This window comes from Bosea sp. OAE506 (assembly GCF_040546595.1).
Lineage (GTDB): Bacteria > Pseudomonadota > Alphaproteobacteria > Rhizobiales > Beijerinckiaceae > Allobosea.
In genome coordinates this window covers 520,228-536,600 of the sequence record NZ_JBEPOB010000001.1, presented here as the reverse complement: position 1 = coordinate 536,600, position 16,373 = coordinate 520,228, and the positions used below count along the sequence as shown (strand labels likewise).

General features: G+C 66.7%; 11 protein-coding genes and 2 pseudogenes. 7 read left to right on the top strand and 6 right to left on the bottom strand.

What is annotated here, in order from left to right; translation table 11 throughout:
- Positions 1-2: 2 nt before the first annotated feature.
- Positions 3-1,031: an ABC transporter substrate-binding protein gene (locus tag ABIE41_RS02645; RefSeq protein WP_192643273.1), complete on the bottom strand. Its 1,029-nt coding sequence runs from the start codon at positions 1,029-1,031 to the stop codon at positions 3-5.
- A 161-nt stretch (positions 1,032-1,192) separates the two neighbouring features.
- On the opposite strand from ABIE41_RS02645, the gene ABIE41_RS02640 reads away from it, so the two are divergent.
- The gene (locus ABIE41_RS02640) at positions 1,193-1,660 is read left to right on the top strand and encodes an Lrp/AsnC family transcriptional regulator (RefSeq protein WP_192643272.1); all 468 of its coding nucleotides are present in this window, start codon (positions 1,193-1,195) and stop codon (positions 1,658-1,660) included.
- A 253-nt stretch (positions 1,661-1,913) separates the two neighbouring features.
- Here the strand turns inward: ABIE41_RS02640 and ABIE41_RS02635 are convergent.
- From ABIE41_RS02635 to purU, 5 genes and pseudogenes are all read right to left on the bottom strand, one after another.
- Positions 1,914-3,765: pseudogene (locus ABIE41_RS02635) on the bottom strand (ABC transporter ATP-binding protein).
- A gap of 25 nt (positions 3,766-3,790) precedes the next feature.
- On the bottom strand, positions 3,791-4,732 hold the full coding sequence (locus ABIE41_RS02630) for an ABC transporter permease (RefSeq protein WP_192643270.1): 942 nt from the start codon (positions 4,730-4,732) through the stop codon (positions 3,791-3,793).
- A complete protein-coding gene (locus ABIE41_RS02625; RefSeq protein ID WP_192643269.1) occupies positions 4,698-5,657 on the bottom strand; it encodes an ABC transporter permease in 960 nt (319 codons plus the stop codon). Before ABIE41_RS02625 ends, ABIE41_RS02630 begins: the two co-directional genes overlap by 35 nt.
- Before the next feature lie 158 nt (positions 5,658-5,815).
- Entirely contained in the window at positions 5,816-7,603 is a 1,788-nt protein-coding gene (locus tag ABIE41_RS02620; RefSeq protein WP_192643268.1) for a peptide ABC transporter substrate-binding protein, read from the bottom strand.
- 215 nt (positions 7,604-7,818) lie between these two features.
- Positions 7,819-8,682 carry a formyltetrahydrofolate deformylase gene (gene purU, locus ABIE41_RS02615; protein ID WP_192643267.1) on the bottom strand — a complete coding sequence of 288 codons (864 nt, stop codon included), beginning with the start codon at positions 8,680-8,682 and terminating at the stop codon, positions 7,819-7,821.
- Positions 8,683-9,064: 382 nt separating this feature from the next.
- Here purU and ABIE41_RS02610 point away from each other — a divergent pair.
- The 6 genes and pseudogenes from ABIE41_RS02610 (at position 9,065) to ABIE41_RS02585 (ending at position 16,289) form a co-directional block, all read left to right on the top strand.
- A pseudogene (locus ABIE41_RS02610) lies at positions 9,065-9,866 on the top strand (SDR family oxidoreductase).
- A gap of 56 nt (positions 9,867-9,922) precedes the next feature.
- Positions 9,923-10,945, top strand: a complete 1,023-nt coding sequence (gene iolG / locus ABIE41_RS02605) for an inositol 2-dehydrogenase (RefSeq protein ID WP_354191724.1) — start codon at positions 9,923-9,925, stop codon at positions 10,943-10,945.
- Complete coding sequence (locus ABIE41_RS02600; RefSeq protein WP_192643265.1) at positions 10,942-11,724, top strand: inositol monophosphatase family protein; 783 nt, start codon at positions 10,942-10,944, stop codon at positions 11,722-11,724. Before iolG ends, ABIE41_RS02600 begins: the two co-directional genes overlap by 4 nt.
- Positions 11,725-11,814: 90 nt before the next feature.
- A complete protein-coding gene (locus tag ABIE41_RS02595; protein ID WP_192643264.1) occupies positions 11,815-12,855 on the top strand; it encodes an ABC transporter substrate-binding protein in 1,041 nt (346 codons plus the stop codon).
- A 153-nt stretch (positions 12,856-13,008) separates the two neighbouring features.
- The gene (locus ABIE41_RS02590) at positions 13,009-15,225 is read left to right on the top strand and encodes an ABC transporter permease (protein ID WP_192643263.1); all 2,217 of its coding nucleotides are present in this window, start codon (positions 13,009-13,011) and stop codon (positions 15,223-15,225) included.
- On the top strand, positions 15,222-16,289 hold the full coding sequence (locus ABIE41_RS02585; RefSeq protein ID WP_210320956.1) for an ABC transporter ATP-binding protein: 1,068 nt from the start codon (positions 15,222-15,224) through the stop codon (positions 16,287-16,289). Before ABIE41_RS02590 ends, ABIE41_RS02585 begins: the two co-directional genes overlap by 4 nt.
- The last annotated feature ends 84 nt before the right edge of the window (positions 16,290-16,373 follow it).

Below are 16,373 nucleotides of genomic sequence, written 5' to 3'. Positions count from 1 at the left end.
GCTCAGCCGGCCACCTTGGCGGCACGCTCGAAGAACTGCGTCTCGAACAGCCCGTCGAAAGGCAGCTCCTTCTCGAGCGAGCCGAGCTTGACCTGATAGGCCTGCATCGCGCGCGAGGGCTCGATGATCTTGCGCGGATCGATCTCGAAGGTCGAGGCCGGCGAGACCAGGGCCTTGCGGATCAAAGCGGGGTCGACGATGCCCTTTCCCAGCGCGGCGCCGACATGGGGCGCGGCCTTGTCCGGGTCCTTGGCGATCAGGGCGGCGGCACGCACCAGGCTGTCGACCAGCTTCTGCACCGCATCGGGGTTCTTGGTGACGAAGGAGCCCGAGCCGGCGACGACCGTGCCCGGTTGGCCGGGGAACAGCTCCTGCCCGCCAGCGATCAGCTTGATGCCCGGGTTGCGGGTCTGGACAATGGTCAGCGCCGGCTCTCGCACGATGCCGCCCTCGACAGCGCCGGCGAGGACCGCCTGCTGCGTCGCGTCGATGCCCATGGGCACCACCTCGATATCGCCCTTATCGGCCTTGGCGACCTCCCAGAGCCAGTACTGCAACACCGTGTTGGGGACGGAGCCCGCGGGCTGTGTCGCCAGCCGCGCGGCCTTGCCGGTCGCGGCCTTGTGCGCCTTGAAGGCGGCGGCAGGCGCGGTGCCGGGCGTGAAGAACTTCGCCAGCGCGGGGGCCGCGACGAAGACGTTCTCGGCGATGGCGGTGGCGGCCACCACCCGGACATCGACGCCGCGCGAGCGGGCCACTGCCAGCGGCGCGATGCCGGCGACATAGAAGTCGATCGTCCCCGAGGCGAAGGCCTGGATCATGTTCGGGCCCGACTCGAACACGGTGAAGCTCGCGGCGATGCCGGCGTCCTTCAGCCAGCCCTCGCCCTGGGCGACGAAGACCGGGGCGGTCCCGATGACCGGGATGTAGCCGATCCGGGCTGGAATGGCCGTCTGGGCTGCAGCGGGGCGGGTGAGCGCGGCGGTCGCGGCGAGCGCGGAGCCTGCGAGCAGGAACTGGCGGCGGTCCATGGTCGAAAATCCTCAGCTCGGAAGCGCCAAGCAGACGCCTATTGACAGTCTCAGAAAAGGATTTTCTATCTGAATACAAGAGTCGCCGTTCAAAAAGAAAAATGGCCCCTCATAATGACTAATGACAGCATGAATCTTCTCTATTGGCTGGGTGTGACAGAATGGACGCGATCGACCGCAAAATCCTGACCGTGCTGCAGGGGGATGCCAACATCTCGATCGCCGAGCTGGCCGATCGCGTAGGCCTGTCCCAGACCCCCTGCTGGAAGCGGATCCAGAAGCTCGAGCAGGCGGGGGTGATCCTCAAGCGCGTCGCCCTGGTGTCGCCGGAGAAGATCGGGCTGGGGCTGACCGTCTTCGTGCAGATCGAGACGGCGGACCATTCCGGACCCTGGCTCGAGAAATTCGCGCAGATGGTCGCGGCCATGCCGGAGGTGATGGAGCTCTACCGGATGGCGGGCGATGTCGACTACATGCTGCGCGTCGTCGTCGCGGACATGGCCGCCTATGACACGTTCTACAAGAAGCTGATCGAGACGATCCCGCTCAAGAACGTGACCTCGCGCTTCGCGATGGAGCGGATCAAGTCGACCACGGCCTATCGCGTACCGGATCTGCCGAAGCCGTGAGTCTCAGCGCGCCGGTCTGAGCGTTTTCTGCGAATCATCGCCGTCATCCCGGACGGAGCGAAGCGGAGATCCGGGATCCATTCCTGAACCCCGATCGGACGCGTTCCGGAATGGGTCCCGGGTCAAGCCCGGGACGACGCCGCGTGTCCGAGACGACCTGGCAGCTTCAGGAGCCAAGAAAAAGGGACGGACGCGATCGCGTCCGTCCCTTGGTACAGCGTGTCCACACAGGTGGAGCCGGTGCGTCGCCCGATCAGGCCGCGACGGCCTCGATCGTCTTCTTCTCCCACTCCTCGCCCCAGATCATCACGGCATGGCCCGGTGAGACCTCGCGGAACTGGCGGATCGGCGGGACGAAGTCCGGCGCGCGCACCGGGCTCTTGATCTCGTCGTTGGTGACCGGGTTCTTCTCGTGGCGGCGTGTCGGATCGGCGATCGGCACGGCGGCCAGCAGGCGCTTGGTGTAGGGGTGCTGCGGATTGCCGAAGATCGCCTCGCGCGGGCCGATCTCGACGATCTCGCCGAGATACATCACCGCGACGCGATGGCTGACGCGCTCCACCACCGCCATGTCGTGCGAGATGAAGAGATAGGCCAGCCCCATGCGGGCCTGCAGCTCCAGCATCAGGTTGACCACCTGTGCCTTGACCGAGACGTCGAGCGCCGAGACCGCCTCGTCCGCCACAATCAGCCGGGGCTCGACCGCCAGCGCGCGGGCAATGCAGATGCGCTGGCGCTGGCCGCCCGAGAACTCGTGCGGGAAGCGGCTGGCCATGTCGGGCTGCAGGCCGACGCGGCGCAGCAGCTCGGCGATCTGGTCGCGGGCTTCCGACCGGGTGGCGAGCTTGTTGATCAGCAGCGGCTCGGCGATGGCCGCGCCGACATTCATGCGCGGGTTCAGCGAGGCAAAGGGATCCTGGAAGATCATCTGCATGCGCTTGCGCTGCTCGCGCAGGTCGTTCTGGTTGAGCTTCAGCACGTCGACGCCGTCGAGCAGCACGGAGCCCGCCAGCGGCTCGATCAGGCGCATCACCGAGCGGCCGGTCGTGGACTTGCCGCAGCCGGATTCGCCGACCAGCGCCAGCGTCTCGCCCGCCTTGACGCTGAAGGAGACGTTCTCGACCGCATGGACGCGGCCGGTGACCGAGCTCAGCAGCCCGGAGCGGATCTCGAAGCGGGTGGTGAGGTTCGAGACCTCGAGCACGGGCCGCTCGGCGCTCTTCACCGTGTCGGGCGTCTCCTCGGGGATGTCGGATTCGCCGGTAGCGCGGTCGACGACCGGGAAGCGCATCGGCCGCGAGCGGCCTTCCATCGAGCCGAGCTTCGGCACGGCCGAGAGCAGCGAGCGGGTGTAGGGGTGCTTGGCGCGGGCGAAGATGTCCTCCGTTGCGCCGGTCTCGACCGCCTGGCCGTTATACATCACGACCGTGCGGTCGGCGATTTCGGCGACCACGCCCATGTCGTGCGTGATGAAGAGCACGGACATGCCCTCCTCCTCCTGCAGCAGCTTGATGAGCTGCAGGATCTGCGCCTGGATGGTCACGTCGAGCGCGGTCGTCGGCTCGTCGGCGATCAGCAGCTTGGGCTTGCAGGCCAGCGCCATGGCGATCATCACGCGCTGGCGCATGCCGCCCGAGAAGCGGTGCGGATATTCGTGGAAGCGCGACTTCGCGGCGGGGATGCGGACCTTCTCCAGCAGGCGAACCGTCTCCGCCTCGGCCTCGGAGCGCGACATGCCGCGATGCAGGATCAGCGCTTCCGCGATCTGGAAGCCGATCGTCAGCACCGGGTTGAGCGAGGTCATCGGCTCCTGGAAGATCATCGCGACGTCGTTGCCGCGGATGTGCCGCATCTGCGGCTCCGGCAGCGTCAGCAACTCCTGCCCGGCGAGCTTGATCGAGCCCTCGATCTTGCTCGAGCCCTGCGGCGTCAGGCGCCATGATCGACAGCGCGGTCACGCTCTTGCCCGAGCCGGATTCGCCGACCACCGCAACCGTTTCCTTCGGCGCGATGTCGAAGGAAACGTTGCGGACGACCTGCTTCCAGGCACCCTCGACCCGGAAGGAGGTGCTGAGATTGCTGACGGACAGGATGGGAGTGGTCATGCGATTGCCTTCCGGGTGTTGAGGGTCAGATGACGCGGCGCGGGTCGAGGGCGTCGCGTAGGCCGTCGCCGATGAAGTTGATCGAAAGCACGGTCAGGAAGATCGCGGCCCCCGGGAACAGCGCCCAATGCGGCGCCGAGTCGAGATGGTCCTTTGCGTCGAACAGCAGCCGGCCCCAGGTCGGGATGTCCGGCGGGAAGCCGAGGCCGAGGAACGAGAGCGTCGATTCGGCGATGATCGCCGAGGACACTTCGATCGTCGCGGCGACGATCACGGGACCGATCGCGTTGGGGAGGATGTGGTTGACCATCTGCCGGAACTTGGTCGCGCCATGCGCCCGGGCAGCCTCGACGAACTCCTTCTCGCGCAACGACATGAACTGGGCACGCACAAGTCGTGCCACCGGCATCCATTTCAGGCCGCCGATGACGATGACGATGAGGATGAAGACGCCACCCTCGACGCCGAACATCGCCTTCAGCTGTTCACGGAAGAAGTAGATCACCAGCAGCAGGAGCGGCAGCTGCGGCAGCGACAGGAACAGGTCGGTGACCCACATCAGGAAATTGTCGACATAGCCGCGCGACATGCCGGCGATGGCGCCGATGAGGATGCCGAAAAAGGTCGCGACGACCATGGCCGCGAGGCCCACAGCAAGCGAGATGCGCCCGCCATAGATCATCCGCGCCAGCAGGTCCTGGCCCAGATCGTCCGTGCCGAAGGGGTGCTTCCACGAGGGGGTCTGCAGCTGCGCCGAGAAGTCGATCTCGTTGATCGGCACCGGCCACAGCCAAGGCCCGACGACGACCCCGAGGATCAGCGTGCCGAGCACGAAGCTGCTCGCCATCGCCAGCTTGTGCCGACGGAAGCGCTTCCAGGTTTCGCGACCCGGCGAGGTCGCGGCGCTCGTTTGAGCTGCGCCCGACACGGGCTCAGCTGAAGGAGATGCGAGGGTCGAGCCAGCCATAAAGGATATCCGCGATGAGATTGAACAGGACGACGAGGCAGGCGAAGACGAAGGTCACGGCCATGATGACCGGCGTGTCGTTGGCCAGGATCGCGTCGATGAGGAGCGAACCGATTCCGGGGATCCGGAAGATCTGCTCGGTGACGATGGCGCCGCCGAACACCGCCGGCATCTGCAGGGCGACGAGTGTCACCACCGGGATCAGCGCGTTGCGCGTGATGTGGCGCAGGGTGACGGTCTTTTCGCCGAGCCCCTTGGCGCGGGCGGTGGTGACATAGTCCAGCCGGATCACGTCGAGCACCGCCGAGCGGACATAGCGCGTGTAGGAGGCCGCCTGGAACAGGCCGAGCACCGTGATCGGCATGATGGCCTGGCGGAACATCTCCCAGTACCAGCGCCAGCCTGTCGCCGCGAGGTCGGAGCGATAGACGAAGGGGAACCAGTCGAGCGTGACCGAGAAGATCAGGATCAGCAGCAGGCCGGTGAAGAAGGTCGGCAGCGAGAACCCGACGAAGGCCAGCGTGTTGGCGACCTGGTCGAAGATCGAATAGGGCCGCGTCGCGGCATAGATGCCGACGGGCAGCGCGATGCACAGCGCCAGGATCTGGGACGAGCCGACGACGAACAGCGTGGTCGGCACGCGCTGCAGGATCAGCTGGTCGACATTGATCCGGCTCGCGAAGGAGAAGCCCCAGTCGCCCTGGACCATGTTCGACAGCCAGCGCACATAGCGCACCATGATCGGGTCGTTGAGGCCGAAGCTCGCACGCAGGGCCTCGCGCACCTCGGGCGGCACGTTCGGGTTGGTGGCCATTTCAGAGAACGGATCGCCCGGCGCCAGGGCGAGCACCGTGAACAGGATCAGGCTGATGCCGAGCAGGCTCGGAATAGCGATCAGCAGTCGCCTCAGCAGATAAGCGCCCATCAAGCAAAACTCTTCGTCAAACGCGGACTCAGCGCCGCTACAAACAACGGACCGCCGGTCTCAGGGACACCGGCGGTTTCCGCCTCATCAGAAAATGAAGAGGGGGCGAGCCCTCCGGCGCGCCTGATGGCTGCGCCGGTGGCCCGCCCCCGTCACACTCAGCTGCGATACCAGGCCGCAAGGTTCCAGGTGTCGACGTCCCAGCCGCTGTGATCATGCGACAGGTTGTTGAGCGACGCCGCGACGCGGGTGCGCGACAGGAGCGGCAGGATCACATTGGCCTCGCAGAAGATCTCGTTGACCTTGATCAGCAGCGCGGCACGCTTGGCAGGATCGAGCTCCTTCTGGGCGGCCTTGTAGGCCTCGTCAGCAGCCGGATCGGAGTAGCGCGAGACGTTGCGGCCCAGCCACTTGTTCTCCTTGTTGGCGATTTCCCAGGAGACGAACTGGTTGAGGAACCGCTCCGGATCGGGCTGCGGCTGCGTGGTCGTGTACATCTCCATGTCGACATAGAGCTTGGTGTAGGTGTCGGGGTTCGCCACGTCGGAGGAGAAAAACACCGAGGCGGTGACCGACTTCAGCTCGAGGTCGATGCCGGCGCGCTGGCAGGCCTGCTTGATGATCTGCTGCGTCTTCTGACGCGGGGCATTGATCGAGGTCTGGTAGACGTATTTGAGCTTCTTGCCGTCCTTCTCGCGGATGCCGTCCGAGCCGCGCTTGTAGCCGGCGTCGTCCAGGATCTTGTTCGCCTTGTCGATGTTGAACTCGTACTTGAGCTTGGTCGACTTGAACTGCGCCGGCTGGTTCACGAAGCTCGCCGTGGCGATGCCGCCGCGGCCATAGATGAACTTCTGGATCGAATCGCGGTCGATCAGCAGGTTGATCGCCTCGCGGACCTTCGGATCCGACAGGGTCGGGTGCTTGGTCTTGATGCTGGAGCGCTCGCCGTCGACCTCGGTCCACGGATCCGTCGTGTTCAGGATGATGAACTCGATGTCGCCCGAGACCACGGCGCTGATCTTGCCGCGACCGCCGGTCTCCATGCGCTTGAGGACTTCGTCCTCGACCTGGAGGTTCCAGGCATAGTCGTATTCGCCGGTCTGCAGCACGGCGCGGGCGGCCGAAACCGCGTCACCGCCGCCCTTCACCTCGATCGTATCGAAATGCGGCTGGTTCGGGATGTGGTAGTCGGCGAAGCGCTCGCCGGTCAGGATGTCGCCCGGCTTGAAGTCGGTGAACTTGTAGGGGCCGGTGCCGACGGGCTTCAGGTTCGCGGGTGCCTCGCGGGACTTGGCACCCTTGTACTCGCCGAAATGATGCTTCGGCAGGATCTGGCCGGTCACGCCGACGAAGGCGTCGGCCCAGAACGGCGTCGGCTCCTTGAAGATGACCTTGACGGTCAGGTCGTTCACCTTCTCGACCGTGATGTCCTTGTAGGCGCCGGTGGTGTAGGCGGCGGTCGCCGGATCGGCGGCGTATTCCCACGTGAAGAGGACGTCGTCGGCGGTGAGCGGCTTGCCGTCATGCCACTTCACGTTCGGCTTGATCTTCCAGATCACCTCCTTGCCGTCGGCCGAGAGGCCGCCATTGGCCTTGGAGGGGATTTCCGCCGCGAGCTGCGCGATCAGGTTGCCGTCCTTGTCCCAGCCGGCGAGCGGCTCGAAGAAGATGCGCGAGGCGATCTGGTCCTTGGTGCCGCTGGCGAAATGCGGGTTCAGCAGCGTCGGGGCCTGCCAGAGCAGGATCTTGAGCGGCCCGCCGCCGCCGGCCTTGGTCGGCTTGTAGGGCAGGGTGGCGTTGGCCATGGCGACGCCGTTGAAGGCCAGCAGCTGGTTCGCGAAAGGCGCGGCCACGCCGACCGCGGCAGCCTTCTTCAGGAAGGAGCGCCGCGACAGGGCACCCTCCTTCACGCGGGCGATCAGCTTGCCCAGATCCTGGTCTTTCATTGCGAAGTCTCCACTCAATAAGCTCGTTGACGGCTGTCCGACGCCTTGGTGCGCCGTTCTCCCTCTCGGTCGGCCCTCAGCAAGCCATGTGCCAACGAAAGCGTCAACTGTGCAGCGCAGGGCGAATGTGCGTGCACCGCAGGGCGAGGGAGCGCGCTCGCGGGGAAATGATCGATTGTGTCTTTGCGGGCCTCCTTCCTGCAAATTTATGCCGATCAATCGGGAAAGACGACGGTTTTCTTTCCATTGAGGATAACCCGATCCTCGAGATGATGGAGCACGGCCCGGGCCAGCACGCGCCGCTCGATGTCGCGCCCCTTGCGCACCAGATCCTCGGGCGTGTCGCGATGCGAGATGCGCTCGACGTCCTGCTCGATGATCGGGCCCTCGTCGAGGTCGGGCGTAACGTAATGGGCGGTGGCGCCGATCAGCTTCACGCCGCGCTCATGGGCCTGGTGATAGGGCTTGGCGCCCTTGAAGCCGGGCAGGAAGGAGTGATGAATATTGATGCAGCGGCCCTTCAGCTTGGCGGAAAAACCGTCCGACAGGATCTGCATGTAGCGCGCCAGCACGACGAGATCGGTCTGCGTTTCCTGGATCAGGCGCCAGATCTCGGCCTCCTGCTCCATCTTGGTCTCGCGCGTCACCGGCCGGTGCAGGAAAGGCAGCTCCCCGAGGTCGGTCGAGGCGATGTGCTCGCGCGCGTGGTTGGAGACGATGCCGGTCACCTCCATCGGCAGTTCGCCGATCCGCCAGCGATAGAGCAGGTCGCTCAGGCAGTGGTCGAATTTCGAGACGAGCAGCATCACACGCTTCCGGGTCGCACGCTCCCGCAGCGAGAAGGTCATGCCGAAGCGCTGCGCCAGATCGCCGACCGAGGCGGCGATGGCGTCGTGCGGGGGGCTTTCCTCCAGCCGCGCGAAGACGACGCGCATGAAGAAGCGGCCGGTTTCGACATCGTCGAACTGCTGCGCGTCGAGGATGTTGCAGCCGGCCTCGAACAGCAGGGTCGAGACGGCGGCGACGATGCCGGGGCGGTCGGGGCAGGACAGGGTCAGGATCGCGCTGCGGTCGGACATGACGGATGCCGCCGGCGGGCGGCCCTCTCTGGAAATGGAAGAGATCGGGATGGCGGGTTCGACGGGCGCGCGACGCGCTGCCGTCAACCTCGCCCGAGGACGCGCGACGGCACGATCGGCCGGCGGCGGTGTCGCTCCGCCCCGGGCAGGAAGCCGGGAATGATGACGCGGGGTGCCATGTCCTGGGACCGCAGCCTTTCGGATCCATCCGTTTGCAGCCCAGCACGCTCGAATGCGGCCACCCTTGTCAAGCTGCGACGGTCCCGCCGCAGGGGCGCGCGGGCGGAACGCTTGACGGCCCCCGGGCAAAAATGGAATGCATGTTCCATAAGAGGCCTGAAATCAAAAAAACGTGCCATCTGCTTTGGAGGAAGCATTCCCGGTGTCGGACACGCAGTCGCATAGCGGCGCTCTCGCCGGAAAGGTCGCCATCGTCACCGGCGCCAGCCAGGGGCTGGGCGAGGCGATCGCGCGCGAACTGACGGCGCGCGGGCTGGCAGGCCTCATCCTCACCGGCCGCAACAGCGAGCGCGGCGAGGCCGTGGCGGCGAGCCTGAAGGCGGCCGGCTGCGACGCCCGCTTCCACGCCGCAGACCTCGCCGATCTCGCTTCGGTCCGGGCGATCGTGCCAGCGGCGGAGCGCGGCTTCGGCCGGGTCGACATCCTCGTCAACGCGGCCGGCGACACCGACCGCGGCAGCGTCTTCGACACCTCGCCCGAGCTCTACGAGCGGGTGATGGCGGTCAATCTGCGCGCACCGTTCTTCCTGATCCAGGACGCCGCCGAGCGGATGCGGCGCCAGGGCATCGCTGGCTCGATCGTCAACATCCAGTCCATGTCGGCCCATGGCGGCCAGCCTTTCCTCTGCGCCTACAGCGTCTCCAAGGGCGCGCTGGCGACCCTGACGCGCAATGTCTGCCTATGGGCTGCTGCCGCACCGGATCCGCGTCAACGGCCTCAACATCGGCTGGATGGCGACGCCGGGCGAGGACGCGGTGATGCGCCGCCACCATGGCGCGCAGGATGGCTGGCTCGAGAAGGCCGCTGCGGGCCAGCCCTTCGGCCGCCTGGTCGATCCGCGCGAGGTGGCGCGTGCGGTGGCCTATCTGGCCTCGGATGAATCCGGGCTGATGACCGGCTCCAACATCGATTTCGACCAGACGATTCTCGGCGCCCATGATTGACATCGCCGCCGACGCGACTACGGCCCGCTCGGGCCCCTGACAGGACGACAGACGAGATGACGACGCGAGTGCCGAAGATGCGGGTGGGATTGCTGGGAGCGGGCCGGATCGGCCGCATCCATGGGCTGAACGTGGCGGCGCGCGCCGATGCCGAACTGGTCGCGGTGACGGATGCGCTGCCTGCGGCCGCCGCGGCTCTGGCGGCCGAGACGGGCGCGAAAGAAACCAGTGCCGAGGCCATTCTGTCGGATGCCGGCATCGACGCCATCCTGATCTGCACCCCCACCGACACCCATGCCGATCTGATCGAGGCTGCTGTTTCCGCCGGCAAGGCGGTGTTCTGCGAGAAGCCGGTCGATCTCGACGCCGCCCGCATCCGCCGCTGCCTCGCCACGGTGGAGACATCCGGCCGGCCGCTGATGATCGGCTTCAACCGCCGCTTCGATCCGAGCTTCGCCGCCCTCGAGCGCCGCCTGCGGGCCGGCGAGGCCGGGGCCGTCGAGATCGTCAGCGTGATCTCGCGCGATCCCTCGCCGCCGCCGGTCGAGTATGTGAAGCGCTCGGGCGGGCTCTTCCGCGACATGATGATCCATGACTTCGACATGGCCCGCTTCCTCCTCGCCGAGGAACCGGTCGAGGTCTTCGCGCTGGGCTCGGCGCTGGTCGATCCCGCCATCGGGCAGGCCGGCGACGTCGACACCGCCGCCGTGTTGATGAAAACAGCCTCCGGCAAGATCGCGCAGATCTCGAACTCGCGCCGCGCCACTTACGGCTATGACCAGCGCATCGAGGTCCATGGTTCGCAGGGCATGCTGCGCGCCGGCAACATCCACGAGACGACCGTCGAGAGCGCGACCGGCAACGGTTTCCGGGCCGATCCGGTCCAGAACTTCTTCCTCGAGCGCTACGCCGCCGCCTACCGGGCGGAACTGGAGGCCTTCTTCACCGCCTGCCGCGGCGGTGTCGCGCCGACACCGTCCGGCCTCGACGGGCTGAAGGCGCAGATCCTCGCCGATGCGGCGACGGAATCGGCCCGCACCGGCAAGCCCGTCGCGGTCGATCTGGAGGCGGGACGATGACGCCGGCCGAACGCGATCTCCGCTACTATGCCGCCCTCGGACTGGCCGCCGAGGCGAGCCATCTCGCCCAGGGCTATTTCAGCCGGCGCGATTCGCTCGGCGTGACCATGAAGGGCGCGCAGGACTGGCTGACGGTCGCCGATGGCGCGGTCGAGGCCTTCCTGCGCGAGCGCCTGTCGCAGCTCTTCCCGCAGGATACGGTTATCGGCGAGGAGGGCGGCGGGACCGCCTCGGACGCGGTCTGGATCCTCGATCCCATCGACGGCACCGCCAATTTCGCCCATGGCGACCGCAACTGGTGCATCTCGATCGGCTTCCTCGTCGACCGCCGGCCCGAGATCGGCGTCGTCGCCGCGCCCGCGCTGGGCGAGCTCTATGCCGCGCGCCGCGGCGCCGGGGTGACGCTGAATGGCGCGCCGATCAAGGTCTCGGGCGGCAGCGATATCGCCCGCGCCTCGGTCGAGCTCGGCTGGTCGACCCGCATTCCCGCCGAGCGCTATGTCGAGATCATCGGGCGCTGCTATGCGGCAGGCGCCGCCGTCCGGCGGGCGGGCTCCGGCACGCTCGGGCTCTGCCACGTCGCCAATGGCAGCAGCGACGCCTATGCCGAGCTGCACATCAACGCCTGGGACGTCGCCGCCGGTATCGTCATCGCCGGCGAGGCGGGCGCCCACATCAACGATTTCTTCGCCGGCGAGGGCATTTCGAAGGGTAATCCCATCCTCTGCTGCACGCCCGGACTGGCCGCGCCGTTGCAGGACATCAGCGGAATCGCTTAGCCGGCGGTCAATGCGATTGATCTTTGCGGCCAAGTCGTCGCAGTTTCACGATAACCGGCAAAAAGCCGGACACCATCAAGGGAGGTCATCATGAAGATCAGGTCATGGTTCAAGGCGGGGCTTTTCGCCGCCGCGGCGGGTGTCGCCCTGTCGGCAGGGGCTGCCCAAGCGCAGCAGGGCTCGCTCGTGATGTATTGCGGCGTCCAGGAGGAATGGTGCCGCGCCATGTCGAACGCCTTCGAGAAGGAAACCGGCATCAAGGTCGCGATGACCCGCAAGTCGGCGGGCGAGATCTACGCCCAGCTCAAGGCGGAATCGTCCAATCCGCGCGGTGACATCTGGTGGGGCGGCACGGGCGACCCGCATCTCCAGGCCGCCGAGGAAGGGCTGACGCAGGAATACACCTCGCCGGCCAACAAGGATCTGCACGACTGGGCGCTGAACCAGTGGACGGCCGCCAAGCAGCGCTCGATCGGCATCTATGCCGGCGCGCTGGGCTTCGGCTTCAACACCGAGCAGATCAAGTCGAAGGGCATCCCCGAGCCGAAATGCTGGGCCGACCTGCTCAACGCCAAGTTCAAGGACGACGTCCAGGTCGCCGATCCCAATTCCTCGGGCACGGCCTATAACCTGCTCGCCACCGTCATTCAGCTGATGGGCGAGGACAAGGGCTTCGAATACCTCAAGGCCCTGCACAAGAACGTCAGCCAGTACACCAAGTCCGGCGCCGCCCCCGCCAAGGCCGCGAGCCTCGGCGAGACCGCGGTCGGCATCGTCTTCATCCATGATGCGGTCGTGTTCGCGGTCCAGGGCGACCCGATCAAGCCGGTCGCTCCCTGCGAGGGCACGGGCTACGAGATCGGCTCCATGTCGATCGTCAAGGGCGCGCGCAATCTCGACAACGCCAAGAAGTTCTACGACTGGGCCCTGACACCGGCGGCCCAGGCGCTCGCCGCCCCGGCCAAGTCCTACCAGGTGCCGTCGAACAAGAACTCCACGGTGCCGCCGCAGTCGCCGAAGATGAGCGAGATGAAGCTCATCAACTACGACTTCGTGAAATACGGCTCCTCCGCCGAGCGCACGCGCCTGCTCGCCAAGTGGGACAAGGAAGTGAAGGCCTTGCCGAAGTAAGGCAGGCGAGCCTTCCGGGCTTCCAGACCGAACCATCGCCGCCGTCCGGACCTGCTCCGCGACGGCGGCGCGGTTCCAGACCAAAGCGATCAACGAGGCCACAAGAGCCGGTTCGACCGGCCAGGCCGATTGGGGTGAGGGGACTTAGCAAGGATGCGCGCCACCACGAAGCTCGTGCTCCTGCTCGGCTGGCTCGGCTATGCCGTGCTGCCCTGGTATTTCGTCGAGGGCATGAGCCTGACGCGGCTGGGCTGGGCGGCCGGCTATCCCTTCGGCAAGGCCGGCAGCGCACTGGCGCTCGGCCTCTCCGGCCAGGCACCCTGGCTGCTCTGGATCGGCGCGGCGCTGGCAGCCGCGACGGCCTTCGTCGCCAGCCGCGATGCGGTGCGCACCGCGACGGCGCTCGTCTGGGCCGGGGGGCTGGGCCTTGTGCTTCTGTTCGCGCAGGGCTTCGCCATCGGCCTCGAAGGCCAGGGCCTTCCCGGCCTGGCCTCGCTGCTCGGCGGGGCTGGCGGCGTCCAGCGCGGCATGGGCGGCGGCGCCTTCATCGTCATCGTGGCGCTTCTGCTGCTGCTCTGCCACGGCCTCGCCTATCGCGGCATCTGCCGGGGCGACTTGTTCACAACGTCCTCGATCGGCATCGTCATCCTGCTGATCGGGCTCTTCATCTTTTATCCGGTCTCGACGATCCTGCGCAGTGCACTGGTCGATCAGGCCGGCGCCTTCGCTCCCGCAGCCTTCTTCGCGCGCTTCTTCGATTCCTCGATCTGGGGGCTCGGCTGCCTCAGCGCCAACGTCAATTGCGGCGTCGCCTGGAACACGCTGGTGCTGGCGGTGCTCTGCGGCGTCATCACCACCCTGCTCGGCCTCGCCTGCGCGCTGCTGATCCTGCGCACCGGCATGCCCGGCAAGCGCGTCATGCGGGCGCTGACGGTGCTGCCGATCATCACCCCGCCCTTCGTCATCGGCCTAGCGCTGATCCTGCTCTTCGGGCGCGCCGGGGTGGTCTCGACCTTCCTCTACGAATGGTTCGACGTGCCGCGCTCGCGCTGGCTCTACGGCCTGCCGGGCGTACTGCTGGCGCAGGTGCTGGCTTTCGCGCCGATCGCCTTCCTCGTGCTGATCGGCGTGGTGCAGGGCATTAGCCCCAGTCTGGAGGAAGCCTCGCAGACGCTTGGCGCCAAGCGCTGGCAGACCTTCCGCACCGTGACCTGGCCGCTGCTCAAGCCCGGCATCGCCAACGCCTTCCTGCTCGGCTTCGTCGAGAGCATGGCCGATTTCGGCAACCCGCTGGTGCTGGGCGGCAATTTCGAGGTGCTCTCCACCAAGATCTTCTTCGCCGTGGTCGGCGCGGCCTATAATCAGGGCCAGGCGGCGGTTCTCGCCATCATCCTGCTCGCCTTCACGCTCGGCGCCTTCTGGGTGCAGCAGCGCTGGCTGGGCGGCAAATCTTACACGACCGTCACCGGCAAGGGCGATTCAGGCCTACCGACCCCGCTACCGCGCCGCATCACCTGGCTCGCCGCAGCCGCGATCGTGCCCTGGGTCGCGCTGACCTTCGTGATCTATCTCGTCATCCTCGTCGGCGGCTTCGTGAAGTCGATGGGCCGCAACCACACCCCGACGCTGGAGCATTACGCCACCGGCTTCGCGATCGACTTCAGCAACGGCATCTATTTCCAGGGCTCGGCCTGGAACTCCTTCTTCACGACGATCAAGGTCGCGGCGATCTCGGCGCCCCTGACCGCGATCATCGGCCTGCTCACGGCCTATCTGCTGACACGGCAGCGCTTTGCCGGGCGTGGCACGCTAGAATTCGCGACCATGCTCTCCTTCGCCATTCCCGGCACGGTGCTGGGCGTCGCCTATATCCTCGCCTTCAACGTGCCGCCGATCGAGATCACCGGCACGGGCCTGATCCTCATCATCGCCTTCGTCTTCCGCAACATGCCGGTCGGCGTCCGCTCCGGCATCGCCGGGCTGTCGCAGATCGACAAGAGCCTGGACGAGGCCTCGACCACCCTGCGCGCCCGCAGCTTCACCACGCTCTGGCGCGTCGTGCTGCCGCTGCTGCGGCCGGCGCTGGTCTCAGCCCTGGTCTATTCCTTCGTGCGCTCGATGACCGCGGTCAGCGCGGTGATCTTCCTGGTCTCGGCGGAGTACAACCTCGCCACCGCCTATATCGTCGGGCGCGTCGAAGCCGGCGAATTCGGCCTCGCCATCGCCTATTCCTCGGTGCTGATCGTGTTCATGGCGCTGGGGATCGGCCTGATCCAGCTCGGCGTCGGCGAGCGTAAGCTCGGCCGGCGCAAGGCCGTCGCGCTCAACAGCTCCGTGTCCGACCCCATCAGCCAAGGAGCTGCAAGTTGACCAAGGCCGGCCCCGCATCCGTCGAATTCCGCAACGTCTCCATGCGCTATGGCGCGGTGACGGCCGTCGACAATGTCAGCTTCACCGTCGAGGCGGGCAAGCTGGTGACGCTGCTCGGCCCCTCCGGCTGCGGCAAGACCACGACGCTGCGCATGATCGCAGGCCTCGAGATCGCCAGCGACGGCCAGATCCTGATCGGCGGGCAGGACGTGACGAGGCTCTCGGCCGCTGACCGCGACGTCAGCATGGTCTTCCAGTCCTATGCGCTGTTTCCGCATATGAGCGTGCTGGAGAACGCCGCCTACGGGCCGACCGTGAAGGGGCTCGGCAAGGAGAAGTCCCGCGAGATGGCGCTGGAGAAGCTGGCGCTCGTCGGCCTCAAGGGCTTCGAGAACCGCTACCCCTCCGAATTGTCGGGCGGCCAGCAGCAGCGCGTCGCCGTGGCGCGCGCGCTCGTGCTCGAGCCGCAGGTGCTGCTGTTCGACGAGCCGCTCTCCAACCTCGACGCCAAGCTACGCCGGCGCGTCCGCGAGGAGATCCGCGAGCTGCAGCAGGATCTCAACCTCACCGTGGCCTATGTCACCCATGATCAGGAGGAGGCGCTGGCCGTCTCCGACAAGATCATCGTGATGTCGAACGCGAAGATCGCCCAGCAGGGTGCCCCGCGCGAGCTCTATGAGGAGCCCGCCAACGCCTTCGTCGCGGATTTCATCGGCGATGCGAACCTGATCGACGTGGCCATCACCGCCGTCTCGGACGGCCGCGCCACCGTCGCGATCGGCCCCGCCAGCGTCAGCCTGCCGGCGCGGGGGCTTGCAACCGGTCCCGCCCGTGTCGCGATCCGCCCGGAAAGCCTGCTGCTGACCGACCAGGCCGGCGCGGGCTCGCTGCCCGGAACGGTGCGCAAATGCGCCTATCTCGGCAACCATCTCGACCTGATGATCGAGACGCAGGTGGGCGAACTCTTCGTCGTCCAGTACGGCCACCACCCCATGCTCCCGGCCGGGACGCCGGTAAACCTGTCGCTCGCCGGCTCGGGCGTCACGCTGATCCCGCCCAACTGAGCCGGAGGCGCCGCCTGAGGAGGCATTTTTGCGGTGATTGCCGCATTACGGGCACGTTTTGCCCCTATCGGTGCTAAGTTGGCT